We start from the raw sequence: 19,863 nt of genomic DNA, 5'->3' as shown, positions 1-19,863 counted from the left end.
TGTTGCTGCCAAGATAACCATGACCACCATCACCCTCAACCTCTCTCCCGAACTCGAACACCAGATCCGCACTGAAGCATCTCGACAGGGCGTTGAACCCGATCGCTACATCCTCAACACCCTGCAAGAACGCCTCCAGCCTAGACTTCCAACCACCCAACCTACTGAAGCCGACTTGCTGCAACAAATTAACATCGGCTTTAGTGCACAAACCTGGGAAGAATACCATGCCCTCATCGCCAAGCGTCATGCCGAAACCCTGACTCCGGAAGAACACAAGCAACTGATCCAAATGAGCGATCGCCTTGAACAACTCAATGTTGCCCGCATTCAAGCCTTAATTCAACTCGCAACCTTCCGCAACCAACCTCTGACGGAGCTCATGCAAACCCTCGGCATCAATCCTCATCCCGAGATCGTTGATTATGCCTGAATCCCGCCTCACACAGCAGCAACGACAATTCATTAAACAACGCGCCAATGGTTGCTGCGAGTATTGTCTCTGTCAAGCTAAATTCTCTCCAGACCCTTCTCCATTGAACCCATTATCCCTCGCTCCAAAGGTGGCACCAGTGATTTGGATAATCTGGCGATCGCTTGTCAAGGGTGCAAAAATTTCAAATACAGTCATAGTGAGGCGATCGACCCCGTTACAGGTGGCTCCGTCCCACTTTATCATCCTCGACGGGATAACTGGAGCGAACACTTTACTTGGAGCAGCGATTCGACTCAAATGTTGGGCTTAACACCAACTGGACGCGCTACCATCGATCGGCTGCAACTCAACCGAGAAGGAGTAGTCAATCTTCGAGGAGTCCTGCATTCTATTGCTCTACATCCACCTCACAATGATTCGTAACTTAATTATTTTAAGTTGACTCAGATTCTAAGAAACCGGGTTTTTTACCAAATCTGCGGGCGGCAACGAAATATCTTCCTCAAAAACCCGGTTTCTGAACCCCCAAATTAATTCGACTGAATCTGCGAATTCAAAACCTTAGAAATTCGATCGCGCGTTTCCTCCAAATGAGCCCGCGTATAAGCATCCGCATTCCGATCCAAATTCCGAATACTCTTGCTCAAACCCTCCCGCAACTGCCGCAACTCATACCAAGCCAAACTCCGCGCATCCTCTGGAACACTGGTTTTGCGCAGCACCATTCCGATCAAAATCGCCAAATGTTCCCGCTGCAAAGAACGCCGAAAAGTTGAAATTTGCATCTTCTTTTCCGGCTGCAAAACCTCTTGCCAGATATCCTTTTGCACAGTATCCAACACTTCCGGCAGCCTCAAAGCAGTTTCCGGTGCGGATTTTAACTCCGCATCCCGCAGCCTCGCCAAGCGTGGCGGAGATAGCAAAACTCGCAACACAAACCGCTGCAAAAAAGTAATTCGATCGCCGATCGGGTAATCTAGAGGAAACACCAAAGCCGGACTCCCCCAGTGTTCCCAGCGCGAAGGCGCCAATTTGTTGAGCAACTCCGGCGCAAAACTAAACGCATCCGGCGCAAAAATGTACTTTTCTAATGTTGCTAAAGCTTCTCGCTGCTGAGAAAGTTCGATCGGCACAAACGGCAACTTCGCATTAGTATCTCCAGGGCGAATCCGATTAAACGACTGTCCCCCTACATACAAAGTAGCATTCATCACCTGGTTGACATAATACCCGAACACCGAATCAAACATCACCCGCAGTTCGTTATAACCGTTTTCCCCAACCGGAATTCGCTTTTCTAAACGCTTCCACATCGCCCTCGCATTATCCAATTGCCATTGCGAGTACCTCAGCATATTGGCGCTGAGATCAAAGGTGTTTGCCGCGGGATCGAGAATATCAACAGAATCCTCATCCGGCGCGTAAGCTAATTGCGCTTGGGCCCCGCGGCTGGCAATTTGTTGCAGCGCTGGTAAGTCGCTGTTCGGGTTTGGGCCGCCAATCACCTTGTAACCGTACTCGATCGCCCAATCGTCATAAGCCCCTACAATCGTTGGAAAATAGTCGCCCTGCACAGTTCCCTGCGGTGCCAAATTAATCGGCACATAATCCATCACCGACGCTACCAAACCTTGCGTGCGAGTTACTTGAGTATTGTTCAAATCCTCCGGTTGCAGCATCGTACTCCCGTGAAAATTGTGCCTCAAACCAAGAGTGTGACCGACTTCGTGCGCCGTCAAATATCTGATATATTCATTCACATAATTGTCAATTGTCCCACTGCTAGGCGCTGCATTTTCCAACAGATCCATCGACATTGCCCCCATCGCAAACTGGCGGCTCGATTCCAACCCAAAACACATATCCGAACTCGAAATCAACCGCGATAAAGGCGAGCGCTTTTGCTCTTGGTATCTTTCTACCAAAGTCGGCAAATCATCAGCTATTCCACCTTGAGTATTTTCCCCGCTGCTTTTTCCTAAATCCCCATTTTCTAGAACCTTTAAATAGCGAGAATACATCCCGAACTGACAGGGATTAGTATTAGAACCGTTTCGCCCTTGAAAACTCTTAGATAGCGATCTATTTTGTTCCACCAAAGACCGATAACCCTGTTTGATTTCCCGAACAACATTAGCATCCAACAGAATGTCAGCATCCAAAATTTCCCCCGTCAGTGGGTTAGTACGAGACGGCCCGATGCCGGCAAACTGAGGCTCAAAAGAACTCGACCAGCGGATAGTATTGTAGCGAACGTCAGCCGGGTCCCATTTAGCATTTTCCGGCATTTGTTTGACCTGAATTGCCTCAGTAAAACCTGCCTTTTCAAAAGCTTTATTCCACTCCAAAACGCCCTCACGAATTGCGTTTCGGTATTCGGTAGGCACATTATTTTCAATCCAAAAGACGATCGGCTGCACCGGAGGCGAAATCGGGGCTGTCGGGATTTGCTTTTGCAAGTGCCAGCGATTGATATAGCGCACAAAAGGCTCCCGGCTGCTCTTGTCAGAAAAGTCCTTATATGCTGTAAGAAAATAGCCCACTCGCTCGTCCGCAAGTCTGGGCCGATAGCCGTTATTTAGCGGCACTTCCGAGAAACTGTAGTGAATGCGGAGGTTAAAAGCCCGACTGTCAGGAACCGAAGGTAAATAGTTAAGCTCACTGTCATTATCGCTAGAAAAACCATAGACAGAAGCAATTTCCACATTCAGCGGAAACGCTTTAACATCTTTAAAAGAAGACTTGTCTGCATCTATCGAGTAAGAAGCGCCCAAAAGCATCGGCAAAATCGCTTTTACCCCAGGTAAATCGCGTTTTTCGCTCATCAGCAAATCTCCTAAATCGATTAGCAGAGTTTGTCTTTGCGGATGAATGCTTTTGAGAGGCAAAGAATAGAGAATCGACTCACTAAATCCCCGTGCTACCGAACCTGCTTGCGGGTCGCCCTGACTTGTGCGAAAATTTATATTTGGTATCACAAACTGCACGTTATTTTGGACGCGCCGCAGTTGAAACAAGAAATCGCCGATCGGCATTCCGCTCAAAATGCCCGCTTCCCCCAAACCCGATGCCAATGTCACAAAGCACAGGAACTTTTTGTTGAATTGTTGCGGTGTAATTTCCAGATATACTTTATCAGTTGCTTGATTGCGGTAAAGAGTAAATAATCCCTCTAACTTTTGCGCGTCTTTGACAACCTCTTCAAAGGGTGCCAGAGTTGGCTGTTCGCTACTTTGTTCGTTACTGGGCGGCCCCGATGATAAAGCTAAAGGTAAAAAGAAACCTTTATACAAACTGAAACAGAAAAATGCTAAAGATAATATAAAAAATATCACAGGCAGATTTTTTCTATGATTTTTTATCTGTGTATTTTTGCTATTTTCAGGAAATATCAATCTTTTCATTTTCAGTATTTAGCCGCCGGAAAGAATAGTTTTGAAAGAGCAGCGGCCCACTCGGCACGCTAGGTTCCTTTAACTTCTAAAATAACTCAAAACTCAAAAGTCAAAACTACTGTTTCGCGGGCCAGGGAATCATGGGATCTTGAGCCAACCGCTTAGAAACGGCAACAGCCCCGTAACGGTTGAGGTGGCTGGGGTCGGAAAAAGATTCCCGCGCCTGGGGCCACAATAAACTCTTATCTAGGAAAATTAGTCCGCTTTGGGCTGCTAATTCTTGCATATATTGCCGGAATTCTTGTTCGTAACCAGTCCGCACCGGGTCTAAATAATCTTCCGTCAGAGGCATATTCACAAACACAAAATTGATGTTGCGAACCTTGGTAAATTCGATCAAATTTTTGAGTGCTAGAGCTTGTTCGCCTACCAATTTAAAATTTTGATAGTCGGAGTCATAATAACCAGATACTTTCGGGTGCTTCTGAAAGTAAGTCTCGGGATTGAAGCGTATATCGATCGGCAAAAAGCCATTTGGTTGAAACTCGCTGACGGGTTTACTCGCAGCAGTTGGCTGGGCATTTTCCGTTGTTTGTTCACCCAGGGCTGGCGTTTGGGCGATCTCGGTTGCAGCAGGGGCTGATGGATTGGCGAGCGAGCGTAAAAACCCTTTAAGTTGATCGCGCTTTTTGTAAGTTGCAGAACCCTCCACCAACTTTTGACTCACCAATTGCTGAACATTAGCTTGAGCTTGTCCCAAATTGTTTACCAATTCAGTCGCAGTCGCCACCGGATTGTTGGCGCTTTCGTTCGATGTTTCGGATTCTAATTGATTGGTGCGGATCAGAAAACTACCCCGGCTCAATTGCCTGTAACCTTCCGAAGAAGCGATCGCACTAAAAGTCAAATCCGGCCGCCCGCTGTTGAGAGCCCGCGCCCCGTCCGCCAACACCAGCAATTTCGGCAGTTGTTGTGGTGGCAAAATCCGACGGATGATCGAATCTACAACCTGGAGAGTAGCTCCATTTACCCCAAAATTATAAGCCCTCAGCCCCGGGTAGCCCGAAGCTGCCAAAGCGGTTTCCAAAACCGCCGGGTCGATTCCCCGCAGCGCCCTGGAACTACCGACAATTAAAATATCCGGCGGTTTTTTGTGCAGGTGGATGTACTCTTGATAGCGCGCTATCTGATCGTCAAGCTGCTCGCTCCTCAAAGTTGGGAACACCGGAGGAGCAGAAACATCAGCTACAGGAACGCTAGTATTTCCCGGTTTCGTAAACCCAGAGCCATTAAAAACCTCTTGCTGGTTCGCTTCCGGCGACGGCTGCAAGGGAATTTGAGGCAAATTCACCTCCCCAGAAGGGGGAACGGGGTTAGCGGTTTCGTTCGGAAGTCGGGCTGTAACGTCGCCCAAAGCCTTGGGAGCTGAATTTTGACAATTTGGGCCGCTGCAAACTTCGGAGCTGCTAGGAGCTTGACTGACCGTCGCAGATTGCAGAAATAGACCGAGCAGCCAATCGGTATTGAAAGTCAGCAGACAGCCAGCGATCGCCCAAATCAAAGCCATACCCGCCGCGCGATCGGCTCTCACGCCCCCCGGCGCAGCAGTATTCGTTGATAAACCATCGTTGGGAACAAACAAACCCGAAGCGACAAGGGGTTGCACCGCAGCTTGAACTAATTGCTCGCCCAGATTGTATCCGGGGAGTCTGATTTTGAAGCGGGGCCGCCAGGAGTTGGGCATTGGAGCATCGAACACCAAATTGTCGCCCAAACCCGAAAAACTCCCATCCTCCACCGGCGCAAAGTCCGGCACCGGTTCCTTTTCCAACACAGCCACTTGGGAGGGAGCCGATGCGGGTGCCGCTGCTGATTCCTCGTCAACAGCCGTTCTGAGGTCGATTGCGTAGCGCCACAGGGGCAGTTTCTGACCGGCGCGCCGTCCGTAGACTCGCACCCCTGCCACTCCCGGAATTTGTAAGTGCCGCAAAAATTTCGCCACCGGTGGGCCTACCTTCGACTGAGAAGGGCAAGTCAGAGCTTCTGTCATGACGTGCAGCACGTTGGCTTTTTGCAGCACGACAGCCCGAATCCCTCCTGTTTCCAGCTTGCGTCTGAGATTGGGGTTGAGCAACCTGTTCAATAAAAAAGTCAAAGCCAATTGGTCGCCCTCGATCGCCAGCGTTCTAGCGTTTGCCGCCAAGTCGGGGTGATGGGCGGCAGGCAAGTCTACCCAGTCTATCCACACCGGGGACTCCGGCGCCGCTTGAGAGTCCTTGGCTGGTTCTACGCCGTAGATAGTAGCTGCGCGGATGCCTTGGGGCGCGAAGGAGGCTAACAAAGGGGCGATCGCGTCGGTGGTTTGCTGCTTGTCGGGGTATTCTTGGCGTTTAGGCTTTTGTCCTTTTTTGGCAGTTTTGCTGCAAAAAAGGTGGAGGGTTGCTTCTTTGAGGGTAGCCCGCACTTCGACTCTTGATGCAGCCAAGTGTTGATTTAGCAGTTTGGCGATCGACTGTACGTCTCCCCACCTGGCCCATTCCTTGAGAATTTTGTCCGGCGAAGTCAAATCCACCCGCAACAGCCAGTCAGGCTTCGCTTCGCCGCTGACTTGGCTGGCGATCACGGCTTCGCGGAAATCCTCTAGTTGCAGTTTCCGTAGCCTGCCGGCGATGGGTTCGGCCAGCAATGAGGGGTCTGGGCTGTAAGCTGACTCGCACAGCACTAGCAGTCGGCGTTCCTTGGGTTTGATATTTTCCGGTGAATTCACCGGCAGGGTTTCCCGGCTGGTTTTGAGTTCTTTTTCGCGAATGCTGACTTTCACCGAAACTCCCATTGGCCCGAGGATTTCGCTGAGATAGCTGGCGATCGCATCTGGATACCCGCGGCGCGCCAACGTTTCCGGCGAAACCGTCAATGTTCCATCGCGATCGCCCTCGCCTGAGTCGGCTTCGGGGGATTGAATCAAAGCCACCGCGCCACGGTTCGCTTTCTGCTGCGGGGGAACGGCGGAACTAAAAGCTTCCCGCGTCGCAGCAGCCGAAGTGTCGATCGTCACGGGGGAAGTTTCAAAAGCTTCTGGGTATTGAATGCGGGAGGCGATGGGCAGACTTTCGGCGTCAAAATCCAGTTCTTCCCGTACTTGCGGCGGGTGGGCTGCTGTTTCTATCGGTTTTGGTGTCTGTTTGAGTTTCTGGTTGTCATTCTTAAATTTGCCGAAAAATCCGCCTCTTTTAGAGCTTGTTGGCGCTTCCTCGGGGGAACTCGCTGGCGGCGGCACTTCGGCAACTTTTGGTTCCGGTTGCTGTGGCTGTTGCTGTCGCTTGGGACTGCTGCAATCGAGCCGGACTGTCCAGTCATTTTGTCGGGAACCGATTTTGCGGCCGCACAGAAACAACTGGTAAATTTTAGCTCGATCGGGCAGCAGTCGCGTTAAATCAGTGTGTTCGAGCGCGTTGGTAAATCTCGCCGTCACCAATTCTTGAGACGGGCACTGCGCTGCTTCGCACAAAATGTGCAGGTGATTTCCCCGCAAGCGCGCTTGTACTTGAACTTCGGGAAGCCCTAAAGCTTCTTGCGCCCACTGCGACGCGCTCGATCGATTGTCTGCCAATATGCTCCCGTTCGCATTCAACATGAAACTCTAAATTTTGCCAAAGCTGGTTTTGTTTTCTAGAAATAGCACAGTTACAGATTTTACAGACAATTATTTGATTTGCCGAGCCTAACCGTTTTGTCTGGTTTAAGCCATGCTGGACTTAGTGTCTTGCCTTGTATCCCCTCGGCTTTGAGCCATTGGGGAATATTTTTTTGATAATACCTCGACATTTTGGCACAGATAGGCCCAAATTAAGCCAAGCAACAAGTTATTCGTCATTAGTCATATCGTTTCCGTTTGCATCCGAATAATAATTAGACCTCTCTCATAATTCTTGTGGAACAGGCATCCTGCCTGTTCAAGACTGGCTTTTCTGGAAATGTCTATTATTTTTCGACTGTAGTGCTGTGGTTTCCTTGGGCTACGCGGAGAGAGTCGCACGAGCGATAGCATTCGGGGAGTATCCCGATTTTATACAAAGTGTTTTTTCCGAGTGCGAGCTTAATATCTCGCGAGAAGATATTTATAGACTTGGCTGCGCGGGGACGATCGCTTGCAGGATATCATTCCGATGTCACCCGATTTGAGCTTAGAAGTCATTAGTCAGAAAGCAGCGGTCAAGATGATTATTTGCCTTGTAAACTGAGGATTACGGATTGACACAGGAGAAATTTATGCCGTCGGAAAACCAAGACTTGCTCAAAACTCAAACACCTAACAGTCCAAAGTTGCCAGTTCCCTCAGACATTTTATTGAGCTTGGTCGCCTTACCCATGCTAGGCGGGTTGGTGGTGGCTAAAGCTGCTGCTGAGTTTGTTGCGTCGATCGGCGTTGAAAGCGAAGAAGTTTTTCGGGGCTCGCGCCTCCCCGTGCTCAACTTTCCTCAATCACACGACTAGAAAGCCCAAGGAGGGATGCTGCTGCTAGAAGTTTAATTTTTTGACCCCGCCTAAAAACGGATACCAGCCCCCGACTCCTGTCGTGGAGAGATAAAAATTTTCCACCCTAGTTCAACTTCCCAGATTCCTCTTTGGAGTAAATCTAAAATTGTTCGACTGAGCGCGACTCAACTGACCGCTCGCCGGACCTCTCAGGCTGAGCGTCTAAAATCTAAAATCGCAAGTCAACTGATATGAAAGCTTGACAATAGGTACAATCTGTGGCCTAAGAATTAATCTTTCCTTATACTTTGTACATAAGTGCCTTCTACTTTCTACGTTGCAATAAGTTGTCTCAAATTTGACTGCAAACAAAAGTGTTTTAGGCGAAACTAAACCATACAATTTTCTTGACACCCGCAGCTATTGAGGAACAGCCCGATGAGTTCAGTCCTCCAGTCTTCAGAACAGGCTATTGATGCAACATCTATTTCCCATTCTCCCGCTTACTCAAAATCAGACCTGTTTCTGCGCAATCGCCTCAAAGTAGTAGAGGACTTGTGGGAATCGGTGCTGCGACAGGAGTGCGGGCAGGAATTGGTGGATTTGCTCCAACAGATGCGATCGGTCAATTCCGCTGAGGGACAAGCCACTCACTTTCGCGAGTCGAATGTCGTACAGCTAATCGAAAAGCTCGACCTCAACGCCGCCATCCGCGCCGCTCGGGCTTTTGCACTGTATTTTCAGTTGATCAACATTGTCGAACAGCACTACGAACAGCGAGACCAACAGCTAGCTTACTCTAGCAGCAACGATGCTGGTGGGCGGATGTTTTCTAAGCTGCCAGGACAAGCAACGGATGCCCCCGATCGCCCCCGGCACAGGGAAGGCCCAAGCCCCACCCAAACAGCTTTGAGCAATGCAGACAGCAGCGAGACGATCGCCCGAGATGCCGGCACTTTTCACCAACTGTTCCCGATGCTGCTGCGCTTGAACGTGCCGAGCCAGCAAATTCAGCGCTTGATCGATCAGTTGGACATCCGCTTGGTATTTACCGCTCACCCGACGGAAATTGTCCGCCACACGATCCGCACCAAGCAGCGGCGAATGGCGAAGATTCTCCAACAGCTAGACCAAGTTGACGAGAAATTTCAGGTGCTCGGAGCCGACCCTCAAAGCCCCTACCCGGTGTCTTGTTGGGCAGCGGCGGCTCTCCAAGAGCAACTGATGGAAGAAATTCGCCTCTGGTGGCGCACTGACGAACTGCACCAGTTCAAGCCGACTGTGCTTGACGAGGTGGAGTACACTCTGCACTACTTTGAGGAAGTGCTGTTTGATGCTATTCCCGAACTCTACCAGCGCTTAAAGCAAGCTCTGCACGCTTCTTATCCTTATTTGAAACCGCCAAGTTACAATTTTTGCAAGTTCGGTTCTTGGGTGGGATCGGACAGGGACGGCAACCCTTCTGTGACTCCGAAAGTTACTTGGCAAACTGCTTGCTATCAGCGCCACTTGGTGCTAGAAAAGTACATCGCCGCGGTGAAGCGGCTGAACGAACTTTTGAGTTTGTCGCTGCACTGGAGCGACGTGCTGCCGGAATTGCTGGAATCTCTCGATCGCGACCGATCGGAATTTCCGGAGGTTTACGAGCAGTGGGCAATCCGCTATCGGCAAGAACCTTATCGGTTGAAGCTGGCCTACGTGCAGCAGCGACTGGAAAATACGCGCGATCGCAATTGGCGGCTCTACAAAGGAGACGAGTTGCAGCGGGAACGCGAAGCTTTGTCAGAACCTCCGGGAATGTCGGGGCTTTATCGATCGGGTACTGAGTTTTTAGCCGAGTTGCAGCTCATCGAGCACAATTTAGTGGAAACAGGTTTGAGCTGTCGGGACTTGGAAAATCTGCTCTGCCAAGTAGAAATTTACGGATTTAATTTGGCTTACCTAGATATCCGCCAAGAGTCAACAGTACACTCCGACGCTTTGAGCGAAATTGCTGAATACTTGCAAATTTTGCCCAAGCCTTACAATCAAATGTCGGAAGGCGATCGAATTATTTGGCTGGCAACGGAACTGCAAACTCGCCGCCCTTTAATTCCAGCAGAATTGCCCTTTTCTCCCAAAACTTGCGAGACGATCAATACCTTCCGAATATTGCGGCAAATGCAGCAGGAGTTTGGCCAGGAAATTTGCGAAACTTACGTCATTAGCATGAGCCACGATGTCAGCGATTTGCTGGCGGTTTTGCTGTTAGCAAAAGAAGCAGGACTTTACGATCCGGCGACAGGAATTAGCAGCATTCAAGTAGTTCCCCTGTTTGAAACTGTGGAAGATTTGAAAAAAGCGCCGGAAGTAATGCAGCAGTTATTTGATTTGCCGCTTTATCGAGCTTTGCTAACAGGAGGCTACGCGCAGGAAATCGCTGAAAAAAGCGAAGAAAATATCCAATGTCCAATCGAAACTCTCAAATTGCAAGAGGTGATGCTGGGCTATTCGGACAGCAATAAAGATTCGGGTTTCCTTAGCAGCAATTGGGAAATCCACAAAGCTCAAAAGGCTTTGCAAATGGTTGCGGAAAAATACAATGTAGAGTTGCGGATTTTTCACGGCAGAGGCGGTTCTGTAGGGCGCGGCGGCGGGCCTGCTTACAAGGCAATTTTGGCTCAGCCTGGAAAGAGTATTAGCGGGCGAATTAAGATTACCGAACAAGGCGAGGTTTTGGCTTCTAAATATTCTTTGCCGGAGTTGGCGCTTTACAATTTGGAAACTGTGGCGGCCGCGGTAATTCAAGCTAGTTTGCTGCACACTGGTTTTGATGGCATTGACCCTTGGAATGAGATCATGGAGGAGTTATCGGCGAGATCGCGATCGCACTACCGCCATTTAATCTACGAACAAGCGGATTTAGTCGATTTCTTCCACCAAGTTACCCCGATTCAAGAAATCAGCCAGTTGCAAATTAGTTCTCGCCCGGCCCGGCGCGGTGGCAAAAAAGACATCAGCGGTTTGCGAGCCATTCCGTGGGTGTTTAGCTGGACTCAAAGCCGCTTTTTGCTGCCTTCTTGGTACGGTGTCGGCACAGCTTTGCAAGAGTTTTTGCTGGAGGAACCGGAAGAACACATGAAACTTTTGCAGTATTTCTACTTGAAATGGCCATTTTTTAGAATGGTAATTTCTAAGGTGGAAATGACTTTATCTAAGGTAGATTTGCAGATTGCAGAACACTACGTGCAGGAGTTAGCTTTGCCGGCTGACAAGGAGCGTTTTCAGACTTTATTCGAGCAAATTGCTGCCGAATTTCACTTGATTCGGGGTTTGGTTTTAACTATTACCGGACATCAACGTTTGTTAGACGAAGATCCGTCGCTGCAGCGATCGGTGCAGTTGCGAAATGCGACGATTGTGCCTTTGGGTTTGTTGCAGGTTTCGCTGCTGAAACGTTTGCGGCAGCACGGTAGTGGCGGGGTTCCGGGGGTGATTCACTCGCGTTACAGCAAGGGTGAATTGTTGCGGGGAGCTCTGCTGACGATTAATGGTATTGCTGCGGGGATGCGGAATACCGGCTAGGGAAATAGTTGGAGTTTTGAATTAGTGGTAAGGTGCGGTAGGCGCACCTTGCTACTGGTAGTTTCAGAATTCAGGCGATCGCCTATTGTAGTCACAGCCAGAGGAAAGTGTTCGCTATCCTAGCTGAGATTTTTTTATGTCTAAACGCAAACAGTCTGAAGGTTGTCGCCCGATGCTGCGGCGCACTTTTTTATTTTTAACGGGCATAGCTTTGGCGCGGGTTGCGGCTGACTATTTTGCGAGCGCCCAAAACCGAGATAGTTTCTTGAGTCTAATGGGTCAACTGTGGCAAAAGTCACTCGCTTTTTTATCAAGTATACAATCCAATCAAACTGCTCAACCTCTCCCTAACAATCCGGTTGTAAAATCGGCAAAAACCAATCAACCTCTGCCGAGTAATCCCATTGTAAAATCGCCAGAAAGTTCTCCTGCTGCACAGCCGTCTCAACCTCAATTTATCAAACGTTCTGCTAAGCAAGCAAAACCTGTACAGGTCAGCAGTCAAAATGTAGATGGCGCAAGTTTTTATCTCACAACTATTGACCTCGCAGACCCAGAAATTTATATCACAATTGGGTTAGCTAATAATGCAGATTTTGCAAATACTTCTAAAGTCACGCGGGGCGATGAACCTTTTGAAAATATGGTGGCGCGTTACCGGGCTGCTGTTCTTGCTAACGGGACTTTTTTTGGTAAAGATGAGCAGAAATCTGTGCTGGGAAATATGGTGGCGGCGGGTAAGTTTCTGAAATACAGCCGATGGGAAAATTACGGCACGACTTTGGGGATTAAAGCGGGAAATCAATTGGAAATGGTGACGGCTAGAACTGAAGGTAAGCCGGATTGGAGTCAACATTGGTTTTCTCTGACTTGCGGGCCGAGATTGGTTAAAGGGGGGAAAGTTTGGCTGTCTCCTTTATCGGAAGGTTTTAAAGATTCTCATGTTTTGGGCGTGGGTTCGAGAACGGCGATCGGCTTTCCGGCTTCGAGAGATAAGTTATTTTTGGTGACTTTTCTTGATAGTTTGTCTTTGGAAGCAGAAGCTAAGGTTATGCAGAGGATCGGCTGTTTTGAAGCGATGAATTTGGACGGGGGCGCTTCGGTGGGTTTGGCTCATCAAGGGGAGATTTTATTGCCGCCGGGACGGAATTTGACGAATGTCCTGGTAGTTTACGATCGCGAATATCCAGCCCCGGCTCAGTTAAAGGAGTCCTGGGAACGCTTTCAAAAGGGCTCTCGACCTTCCCCCGATCCGTCCGTTTTTTTTGATTGATCTAGCAGAAGGAAGTTCGGAAACCAAGCACGCGATCGGGATGTAACGGATGGAAGAAAGAAGTCCGATGGAAGTCAGAATCGAGGGAACACCCCGATTTTGGGTAGTGCTCCCGAGGGAAGGATGAGAGAATTAGAGATAATGCTATAACCAGTGCTGGGGATACGTCCTTTCTGCGGCTAAATTATTAAAGATGACGGCGCACAAGACCAAAATTATTGAGCCCTCAAAAGCAGGTGTTAGCAAAAATTTCCAGTCTGGTTTGGTCATCATGACGACTAAGGCAACTGCTCCCGAAGGCGGATGTAGAGTTCGCGTAATCTGCATAATTCCGATCGCAGTAGAAACAGCCATTCCCATCGCCCAGGGAGAAGAACCGAGAAAATGCAGAATCATTAAACTGGTGAGAGCAGCTAAGAAATTGCCCCCAATGACATTCCGGGGTTGAGCCAAAGGGCTGTCAGGGACACCAAAGATCAGAACGCTTGTAGCACCAAACGGAGCCATTAGTAAAGGAGAATTAGTTTTTACAGCAAGATAGGACGTTGCAGTAATTGCCAAAAAACTGCCAATCCAACTCCAAAAAATATGCCGAGGATGAGGTCTGTCTACTGGGCAGGTCAATGCACACGAGCGCCATCTCCCAAAGGTTTTAAACCAATAACTTTCCCATTTCAGTCGAATTTTTTTACTGTCAATCATAAATTAGGTTACTTGATAACCAGGCTTCTTAAATTGTCTGAACTAGCCTCCGGTAAAGTTAAGATATCATAACAATTGCTCAAAAAGTAGCTAAAGGCACAGATTTTTTACTTGTATGCCACTCAAGCAGCAGCTAACCACTCGCTGGGAACCCACTCGCAAGTTTGGTGGGTTTTGCAACAGACGTTATCGGCAGTCGCACAACTTCACCGTTAGCCGTCAGAGTTATTGATGAGCTTCAGTTGACAGTTGACAGTTGACAGTTGACAGTTGACAGTTGACAGTTGACAGCAAGATAGCGACCTCTACCTGGAAGGAAGAGGATTGGTGTAATGAATAGTCTTCTTTTAATTTCTCCCGCTTATGGTTCCGGGTTTAAACCAATTCTTTCTGGTAAAGCCAGAGGTTATTTGTAAGGTGCGATGCCCAGTCAGCATAAATTGAAAGATCGCACCCAGACTTTGGATAAGTCTCTAGTTCAGAATGCCATCGCCCTTTTCTGGTTAGTGCGATCTTCTCGCTCGCACTCGGATATAATTACGAACTTAATTTTCGTTATGGAGAGTTTTCCCACTCGGCGGTAAGCTTGCGGAAATTGTATTGAGACACGCCAGGGTGACAAGTAACGCAACTGCTGATATTTGCGGGTTGTGGCAGTTTTACTTTGGGGTGCAGTGCTTTGAAATAGCGAGAACTGGCGACTCGGTAGGCAAGTTCTTCGTCTTTTGCTTGGGGACGGGAAAAAGTTTGCAGGTAGTTCCAGACTAGCAGGCGGGGCGGGTCTACTAGCAGTTTGATAGTTTGTCCGTAGTGTTGGGGATCTTGCAGCAAGCGGCGCCAAGTTTCTGTAGGTAATACTTGCGGCGGTAAAGCGATGTGACAGGTGCCGCAGTTTTCTAGGTACAGTTGCTGTCCGAGTTGATAGCGTTCGGGAATGCGATCGACAGTTCCAATATCCTCGATCGAAGACACCTGAGCAAGTCGCGCGGAAGTGCGAGAGTAGGCAGTCTGAGCTGCAACCCATCCGCCACAGGTACAGCAGATAATTATCAACACTAGCAAGGTTGAGTAAAGCCCCCGCAAGCCTACTCTGCGACGTTTGCGGGGTTTTTCCTGTTTCATAATTCTGAATTTATTTTTGGTTAAATCACTGGTATGCTCATGCCTTCGCGGGCTAAGCAGCTATTGGCGAAAACTTCCTGCACCTCTGCTTCGACTCGATCGAGAAAATTGTCGTCGTGGCCCGGATCGTGGTGAAACATCACGATTTTTTTGACTCCAGCAGCTTTCGCTACTTCTACTCCTGCTTGCCAAGTCGAGTGTCCCCAGCCGACTTTCGGGGTTTTGAAGTTGTAATACTCTTCGTTGGTATAGTTGGCGTCGTAAATCAGCACGTCGGCGTTGCGAGCTAGGTGTAACACGTTGTCGTCCAGGCGATCGGGAAAATGTTCTGTATCGGTGCAGTAGACGGCCGTGTGTCCCTCCCAGGTGACTCGATATCCGATCGCCGTATTAGGATGGTTGAGCAGTGCGGTTTCTATTTTCACATCGTCGAGTTCGAGAATATCCCCAGGCGTCAAATCGTTGAATTTGAGGTCTGACTGCATCACTTGGATGGGGACGGGAAAATTGGGGTGCAGCATTTGGTCGGCAAGACGGTGTTTGATGGTAGTGCCGTTGGGGGCGATCGCACCGTAAATGTGAAAGCAGTTCCCAGGGATAAAGGCGGGAGTAAAAAACGGAAACCCTTGAATGTGATCCCAGTGAGTATGACTAAAAAACATATGGGCTTCAACCGGCATTTGCCGCAGCAGGTTGAGGCCGAGAACTCGCAGGCCCGTACCGCCGTCAAAGATCAGGCGTTTTTTGCCCAAGCGCATTTCTACACAGGAGGTGTTACCTCCGTAGCGAAGTGTTTTGGTGCCAGGGGTGGCTATGCTGCCCCGCACGCCCCAAAACTGAACGACAAACTCGGTCAAAGGACTATTTTCCATTGTGGCTTTGTGATCGGAAGGCTGTGGATTGGGTAGAGAGGGTGGGGAATCAGGCATTTTTTTTAGCTTTGGGGGCAGGAATTTGGGAGTTGAAATCTTAGATTTTAGATTTTAGTTTTTAGTTTTTAGCAATCTGTACTATAATCAAGCGCTTTATCGGGAAACCATCCGACTGCCCAACACTTGGGCTGTTAGAATCCTAAACCGTACCTGTTGGTGTAGGAGATGTAACCCTTGAGAGATTATTTTTTGCATCCTGTGGGCTGCCCGGCGTGTTCGGTGTTCTGAGATTAAGATAGCGCCGAACCAGAGTGTTCGGGTAAAATTTCCTCAAACGTAGAACACCTTCCCCAGGGGGAGAATTTGCGCTTCATCTTAACTCTAGGAGTAGTATTTTTTTCAAGATTGGGGCCGGGGCGGGGTTTTGAGGAATGCCGTTCCGGTGACTCGACATTCACGACTGATTTGACATTCTACCCACCACCCGTTCCTCGACTGCATCCTTAGACCTGCACCGATCGCCTTAAGTTGGGCCTCCTGAGTTTTTAGTGGGGGTGCAGTCGAGGAGTGGGGGTTAGGGGCTTATTTGCGATCGGCTGCGATGCACTTTTCCACTAAGGGCATGACTTGATCGACATCTTGCCAACCCAGAATTTCCGTGACTTTTTTCTCCAAATTTTTGTAGGTTCTAAAAAATTCGGCTATTTCGTCCAAGCGGTGGGGGGCTACGTCTTTGAGGGACTTATAGTGAGCATAGCGGGGGTCTTTGTCGGGAACGCACAGGAGTTTTTCGTCCCTGTCGCCTCCGTCGATCATTTCCAGCATTCCGATGGGACGGGCTGCGATTATGCACCCTGGAAATGTGGGCTCATCCATCATTACCATGCCGTCGAGGGGGTCGCCATCATCGGCTAAGGTATTGGGTATGAAGCCGTAGTCGCACGGATATTGGACTGAGGAAGAAAGCACCCGATCGAGAGCAAAGGCTTGTAAGTCTTTATCAAATTCGTACTTGTTTTTGCTACCGGCGGTAATTTCGATGAGGACGTTGAGCAGTCCTGGTTTCGGCTGTGCCGGAATTAGCGATAAGTCCACAACAATATCTCCAAGTTAACAGATGATTGGGATGAGTGCTACTTGCCAAATCCCTTTGATAGCATTTTACGGGCGATCGGGGCCGACGGTTGCATGAGATTGACACAAAGCGAGGGAGTGTGTCGCCGGCTGGGAGAATACACGCTTTCGGGCGAGACGCCCATCCCACACAAGAGAGAGGGGACGGGCGGGACGCCCATCCCACAGCTTGAGAGGGGAATGCTTGGTTTGGGCGAGGGAGATATTTTCACATCGATCTCTTCTTTTGACCGTCTGTCAAAGTTCTTTGAATTTTCAATCTCAACCACTGGCTTAGTTCTGTTGCTAACCACTCGATTTCTGATTCACTTAGTTCTTGCTTCACTCCTAACTGATATTTGTGCTTGCCGGCTTGAACTATCATCTGATAGACTTTCCCTAATTTCACTTCCGAGTGGCCCTCCTGCATAAGTAATGATGCCGTTTGATATAACTCTCTAGGGATTGAAAAAGCCAAAATCATAACTTTTATAACTTTTACACCAATACCGCTGTTTCTATATTCACGTTGTTGAATTTCCAACTGGTAAATCTCCTTCCTTGGAGCTGGCTTGGAATGATTCCATCTCAACCCCAGCAGATTGCTTGTATGGGAGATTTGCTGCCGATCGATTCTGAAGCGCCTTTCCCGAAATAGTGCAAATATAAACTTTACTCCTACCATACATAACAAAATTCCTGATATTTTTATAAAAATTTCCCGATCTATTTTGAAAGTATCACTCAACAAATCCCTTGCTATCAATGAGACAAAACTCGCTGATACCAGAGCCGAAAGCGTGGCAATTAAACCAAAACCGATGCCTTGTGGCGGAATTACAATTTCTATAAACTCCGAATTTTTGGTAAGTTTAATATCGCTGCCTTGTGGCTGCAGCACCACCATAGGACTTTTTTTGATAAGGCGGGGATTTTGGAGCGATACTAATGCTTTCCCAGCCGAAGATAACCGTTTCGACAAACTCGGTTCAGTCATCCATTCCAGCCAATCTATTAAATTAGGATTGAGCTGTGGTACCCGATCTGCAAATTGAATTTTCAAATCCTGTTGCGACAGTTCAGTGGGATGCAAACCTGTTACCAAATAAATTAAAGTTGCACCTAAACCGTAGAGGTCAGAAGACGGAACCGAGCGCCCGCCAAATTGTTCCGGTGCCATATATCCGTAAGTTCCTACTACTGTAATTGTGCCGCCAAATTTTACAGCTTGGTTTTGTACCGAACCGAAATCAACTAAATAAACTTGTCCGACCGAGTTACCCGATCTGCTGTGCAGTAAAATATTACTGGGTTTAATGTCACGGTGAATAACAGGCGGATCTTGCTGATGCAAATAATTCAAAATTGCTAACAGCGATTTAGCTAATTCTTTCACCTCGCTTTCGCTAAAAGTACGCCCCGATCGCAAATGCTCTTGCAAAGTTTTTCCCTCTACATAAGTCTGTACCAGGGCAAAGCTTTTACTGTGGGGTTCGTCAATTTCCAGGTAGTCGAGGTAGCGCGGAATTGCTGAGTGAGAAAGTGCTTTTAAAGTTTCCGCTTCCCGTTCAAATAGCTTAAGGTCTTGCCATTCAAAATCGCTGCCGAGGAATAGCTGTTTGATGACAACTAATTCTTGAGTTTGTGAGTCGCTAGCCAGCAGCGTTTGGCGACCAGTTTGTTTTCCTAGTTGTCGCTGCACTTCGTAGCGTTCTGCTAATATTTTGGCGGTCATATTTTTTTACGTTAATTTGAATTTGAGGGGAACGTCGGGGTTCAGAAACCGAGTTTTTTACCGATTCTGGCGCTTGTAATGCGTCTTTTCGTAAAAACCCGGTTTCTACGAGTCGGAGTGCGTCCATAACTGTAAATTTTAGATTACAGTCCACTTTCTTTTTGATACCACCGGGCAATAGATTTGCTACTTGCCCCCATTGACAGTCCTGCAATTAGCGACGGTGCAAGCACGAAAATAATCTCCACACTCCAATCGTTTAGCTTATTCCAATCCATTGTCCGAAAATAGACGATGCTTGTCGAGGTACAGAGTACGATACTAACTGCAGTTAAAACCTGTCGGTGAAGTTTGGGATTAGTTAGGGGAAAAAACCACAAGCGAGTCACAATTCCTACGATTATTCCGTTCCCCAACCCCAGCAGCAAGCCGAGAAAAAGACCGATAAATCCTCCGAAAATTGTCGCCACTACCGGAAAAAGAAAGGTGCCGTAAATTGCTGCACAAGATCCTACAGATAGAAGTCCTGTCCAAGTGCTGCGCCAGATCACATTCTTGAACAAGCTAAAGGTGTTCAGGGTTTTTACCTGGCTCAATGGCAGAGAATATTTATTTATTTGCTGTTTATTTATTTGCTGCGGTTTTTCTAGAACTTCTTTTGCTATTTGAACTGAGGCGGGACGGCATTCTAAACTCGGATGCGTCATCCACTTGAGCCAATTGGTAAAACCAGGACTTAATTTGGTGATTTGCTCGAATTCGATCTGCAAATCTTTCTGCGGCAAGTCGGCAGGATGCTGCTTGGTAATTAAGGCGATTAATGTTGCTCCCAAGCCGTACAAGTCGGAAGCGGGAACCGCCCTCCCGCCAAATTGTTCTGGCGGCATATAGCCGTAAGTTCCGACAACGGTGACTGTTTTTCCTTGTTGGGTTGCTAGGGTTTGAACTGCACCGAAATCCACTAGGTAGACTTCGCCGACGCTGTTGCCCGATCGATTTTTGAGTAAAATATTGCTGGGTTTAATGTCGCGGTGAATCACCGGGGGCTGTCGCTGGTGCAGGTAGGCGAGAATGTCTAATAATGCTGCTGCTAATTGTCTGGGGGGGTGACGACCCGCCCCAAACCCATAGTTAGTAAGGATTGAGCCAACTTGTGGTAAAAAAAGATAGGCAGC

General features: G+C 48.4%; 14 protein-coding genes. 5 read left to right on the top strand and 9 right to left on the bottom strand.

The features are described 5' to 3' along the window. The first annotated feature begins 19 nt into the window (after window positions 1-19). A complete protein-coding gene (locus tag QUA42_RS00070) occupies window positions 20-433 on the top strand; it encodes a hypothetical protein (protein ID WP_333134010.1) in 414 nt (137 codons plus the stop codon). Window positions 434-514: 81 nt separating this feature from the next. Further along, window positions 515-859 (top strand): HNH endonuclease, encoded by a 345-nt coding sequence (locus QUA42_RS00065; RefSeq protein ID WP_445301273.1) that lies wholly within the window; start codon window positions 515-517, stop codon window positions 857-859. 107 nt (window positions 860-966) lie between these two features. Here the strand turns inward: QUA42_RS00065 and QUA42_RS00060 are convergent, their stop codons facing one another. Together QUA42_RS00060 and QUA42_RS00055 are read right to left on the bottom strand one after the other, a co-directional pair. Continuing rightward, complete coding sequence (locus QUA42_RS00060; RefSeq protein ID WP_445301269.1) at window positions 967-3,840, bottom strand: zinc-dependent metalloprotease; 2,874 nt, start codon at window positions 3,838-3,840, stop codon at window positions 967-969. Window positions 3,841-3,946: 106 nt separating this feature from the next. Further along, the gene (locus QUA42_RS00055; protein WP_333134004.1) at window positions 3,947-7,465 is read right to left on the bottom strand and encodes a hypothetical protein; all 3,519 of its coding nucleotides are present in this window, start codon (window positions 7,463-7,465) and stop codon (window positions 3,947-3,949) included. A gap of 635 nt (window positions 7,466-8,100) precedes the next feature. On the opposite strand from QUA42_RS00055, the gene QUA42_RS00050 reads away from it, so the two are divergent. The 3 genes from QUA42_RS00050 (at window position 8,101) to QUA42_RS00040 (ending at window position 13,144) form a co-directional block, all read left to right on the top strand. Further along, a complete protein-coding gene (locus tag QUA42_RS00050) occupies window positions 8,101-8,325 on the top strand; it encodes a hypothetical protein (protein ID WP_333134002.1) in 225 nt (74 codons plus the stop codon). 420 nt (window positions 8,326-8,745) lie between these two features. Beyond that, window positions 8,746-11,871 carry a phosphoenolpyruvate carboxylase gene (gene ppc / locus QUA42_RS00045; protein ID WP_333134000.1) on the top strand — a complete coding sequence of 1,042 codons (3,126 nt, stop codon included), beginning with the start codon at window positions 8,746-8,748 and terminating at the stop codon, window positions 11,869-11,871. Window positions 11,872-12,007: 136 nt separating this feature from the next. Then, window positions 12,008-13,144, top strand: a complete 1,137-nt coding sequence (locus QUA42_RS00040) for a phosphodiester glycosidase family protein (protein ID WP_333133998.1) — start codon at window positions 12,008-12,010, stop codon at window positions 13,142-13,144. Between the two features lie 144 nt (window positions 13,145-13,288). Here QUA42_RS00040 and QUA42_RS00035 read toward each other — a convergent pair whose 3' ends face one another. The 7 genes from QUA42_RS00035 to QUA42_RS00005 all read right to left on the bottom strand — a co-directional run. Further along, window positions 13,289-13,846 carry an HPP family protein gene (locus QUA42_RS00035; RefSeq protein ID WP_445301268.1) on the bottom strand — a complete coding sequence of 186 codons (558 nt, stop codon included), beginning with the start codon at window positions 13,844-13,846 and terminating at the stop codon, window positions 13,289-13,291. Window positions 13,847-14,401: 555 nt separating this feature from the next. After that, the gene (locus QUA42_RS00030) at window positions 14,402-14,968 is read right to left on the bottom strand and encodes a diheme cytochrome C (protein WP_333133994.1); all 567 of its coding nucleotides are present in this window, start codon (window positions 14,966-14,968) and stop codon (window positions 14,402-14,404) included. A gap of 20 nt (window positions 14,969-14,988) precedes the next feature. Next, window positions 14,989-15,897: an MBL fold metallo-hydrolase gene (locus tag QUA42_RS00025; RefSeq protein WP_333133992.1), complete on the bottom strand. Its 909-nt coding sequence runs from the start codon at window positions 15,895-15,897 to the stop codon at window positions 14,989-14,991. A gap of 525 nt (window positions 15,898-16,422) precedes the next feature. Continuing rightward, window positions 16,423-16,935, bottom strand: coding sequence for an inorganic diphosphatase (locus QUA42_RS00020; RefSeq protein WP_006634582.1), 513 nt, complete (start codon window positions 16,933-16,935; stop codon window positions 16,423-16,425). 38 nt (window positions 16,936-16,973) lie between these two features. Continuing rightward, window positions 16,974-17,186: a hypothetical protein gene (locus tag QUA42_RS00015; RefSeq protein WP_333133990.1), complete on the bottom strand. Its 213-nt coding sequence runs from the start codon at window positions 17,184-17,186 to the stop codon at window positions 16,974-16,976. Further along, entirely contained in the window at window positions 17,183-18,688 is a 1,506-nt protein-coding gene (locus QUA42_RS00010) for a serine/threonine-protein kinase (protein ID WP_333133988.1), read from the bottom strand. The genes QUA42_RS00015 and QUA42_RS00010 overlap by 4 nt, the downstream gene beginning before the upstream one ends. Before the next feature lie 143 nt (window positions 18,689-18,831). Then, window positions 18,832-19,863: protein kinase domain-containing protein (locus QUA42_RS00005; protein ID WP_333133986.1), on the bottom strand; the 1,032-nt coding region annotated here is incomplete at its 5' end.

It is taken from the genome of Microcoleus sp. Pol11C2 (genome assembly GCF_036701505.1).
Taxonomy (GTDB): Bacteria; Cyanobacteriota; Cyanobacteriia; order Cyanobacteriales; family Microcoleaceae; genus Microcoleus.
The sequence above is the reverse complement of the archived record's forward strand: the minus strand, read 5'-3'. Positions and strand labels throughout refer to the sequence as shown.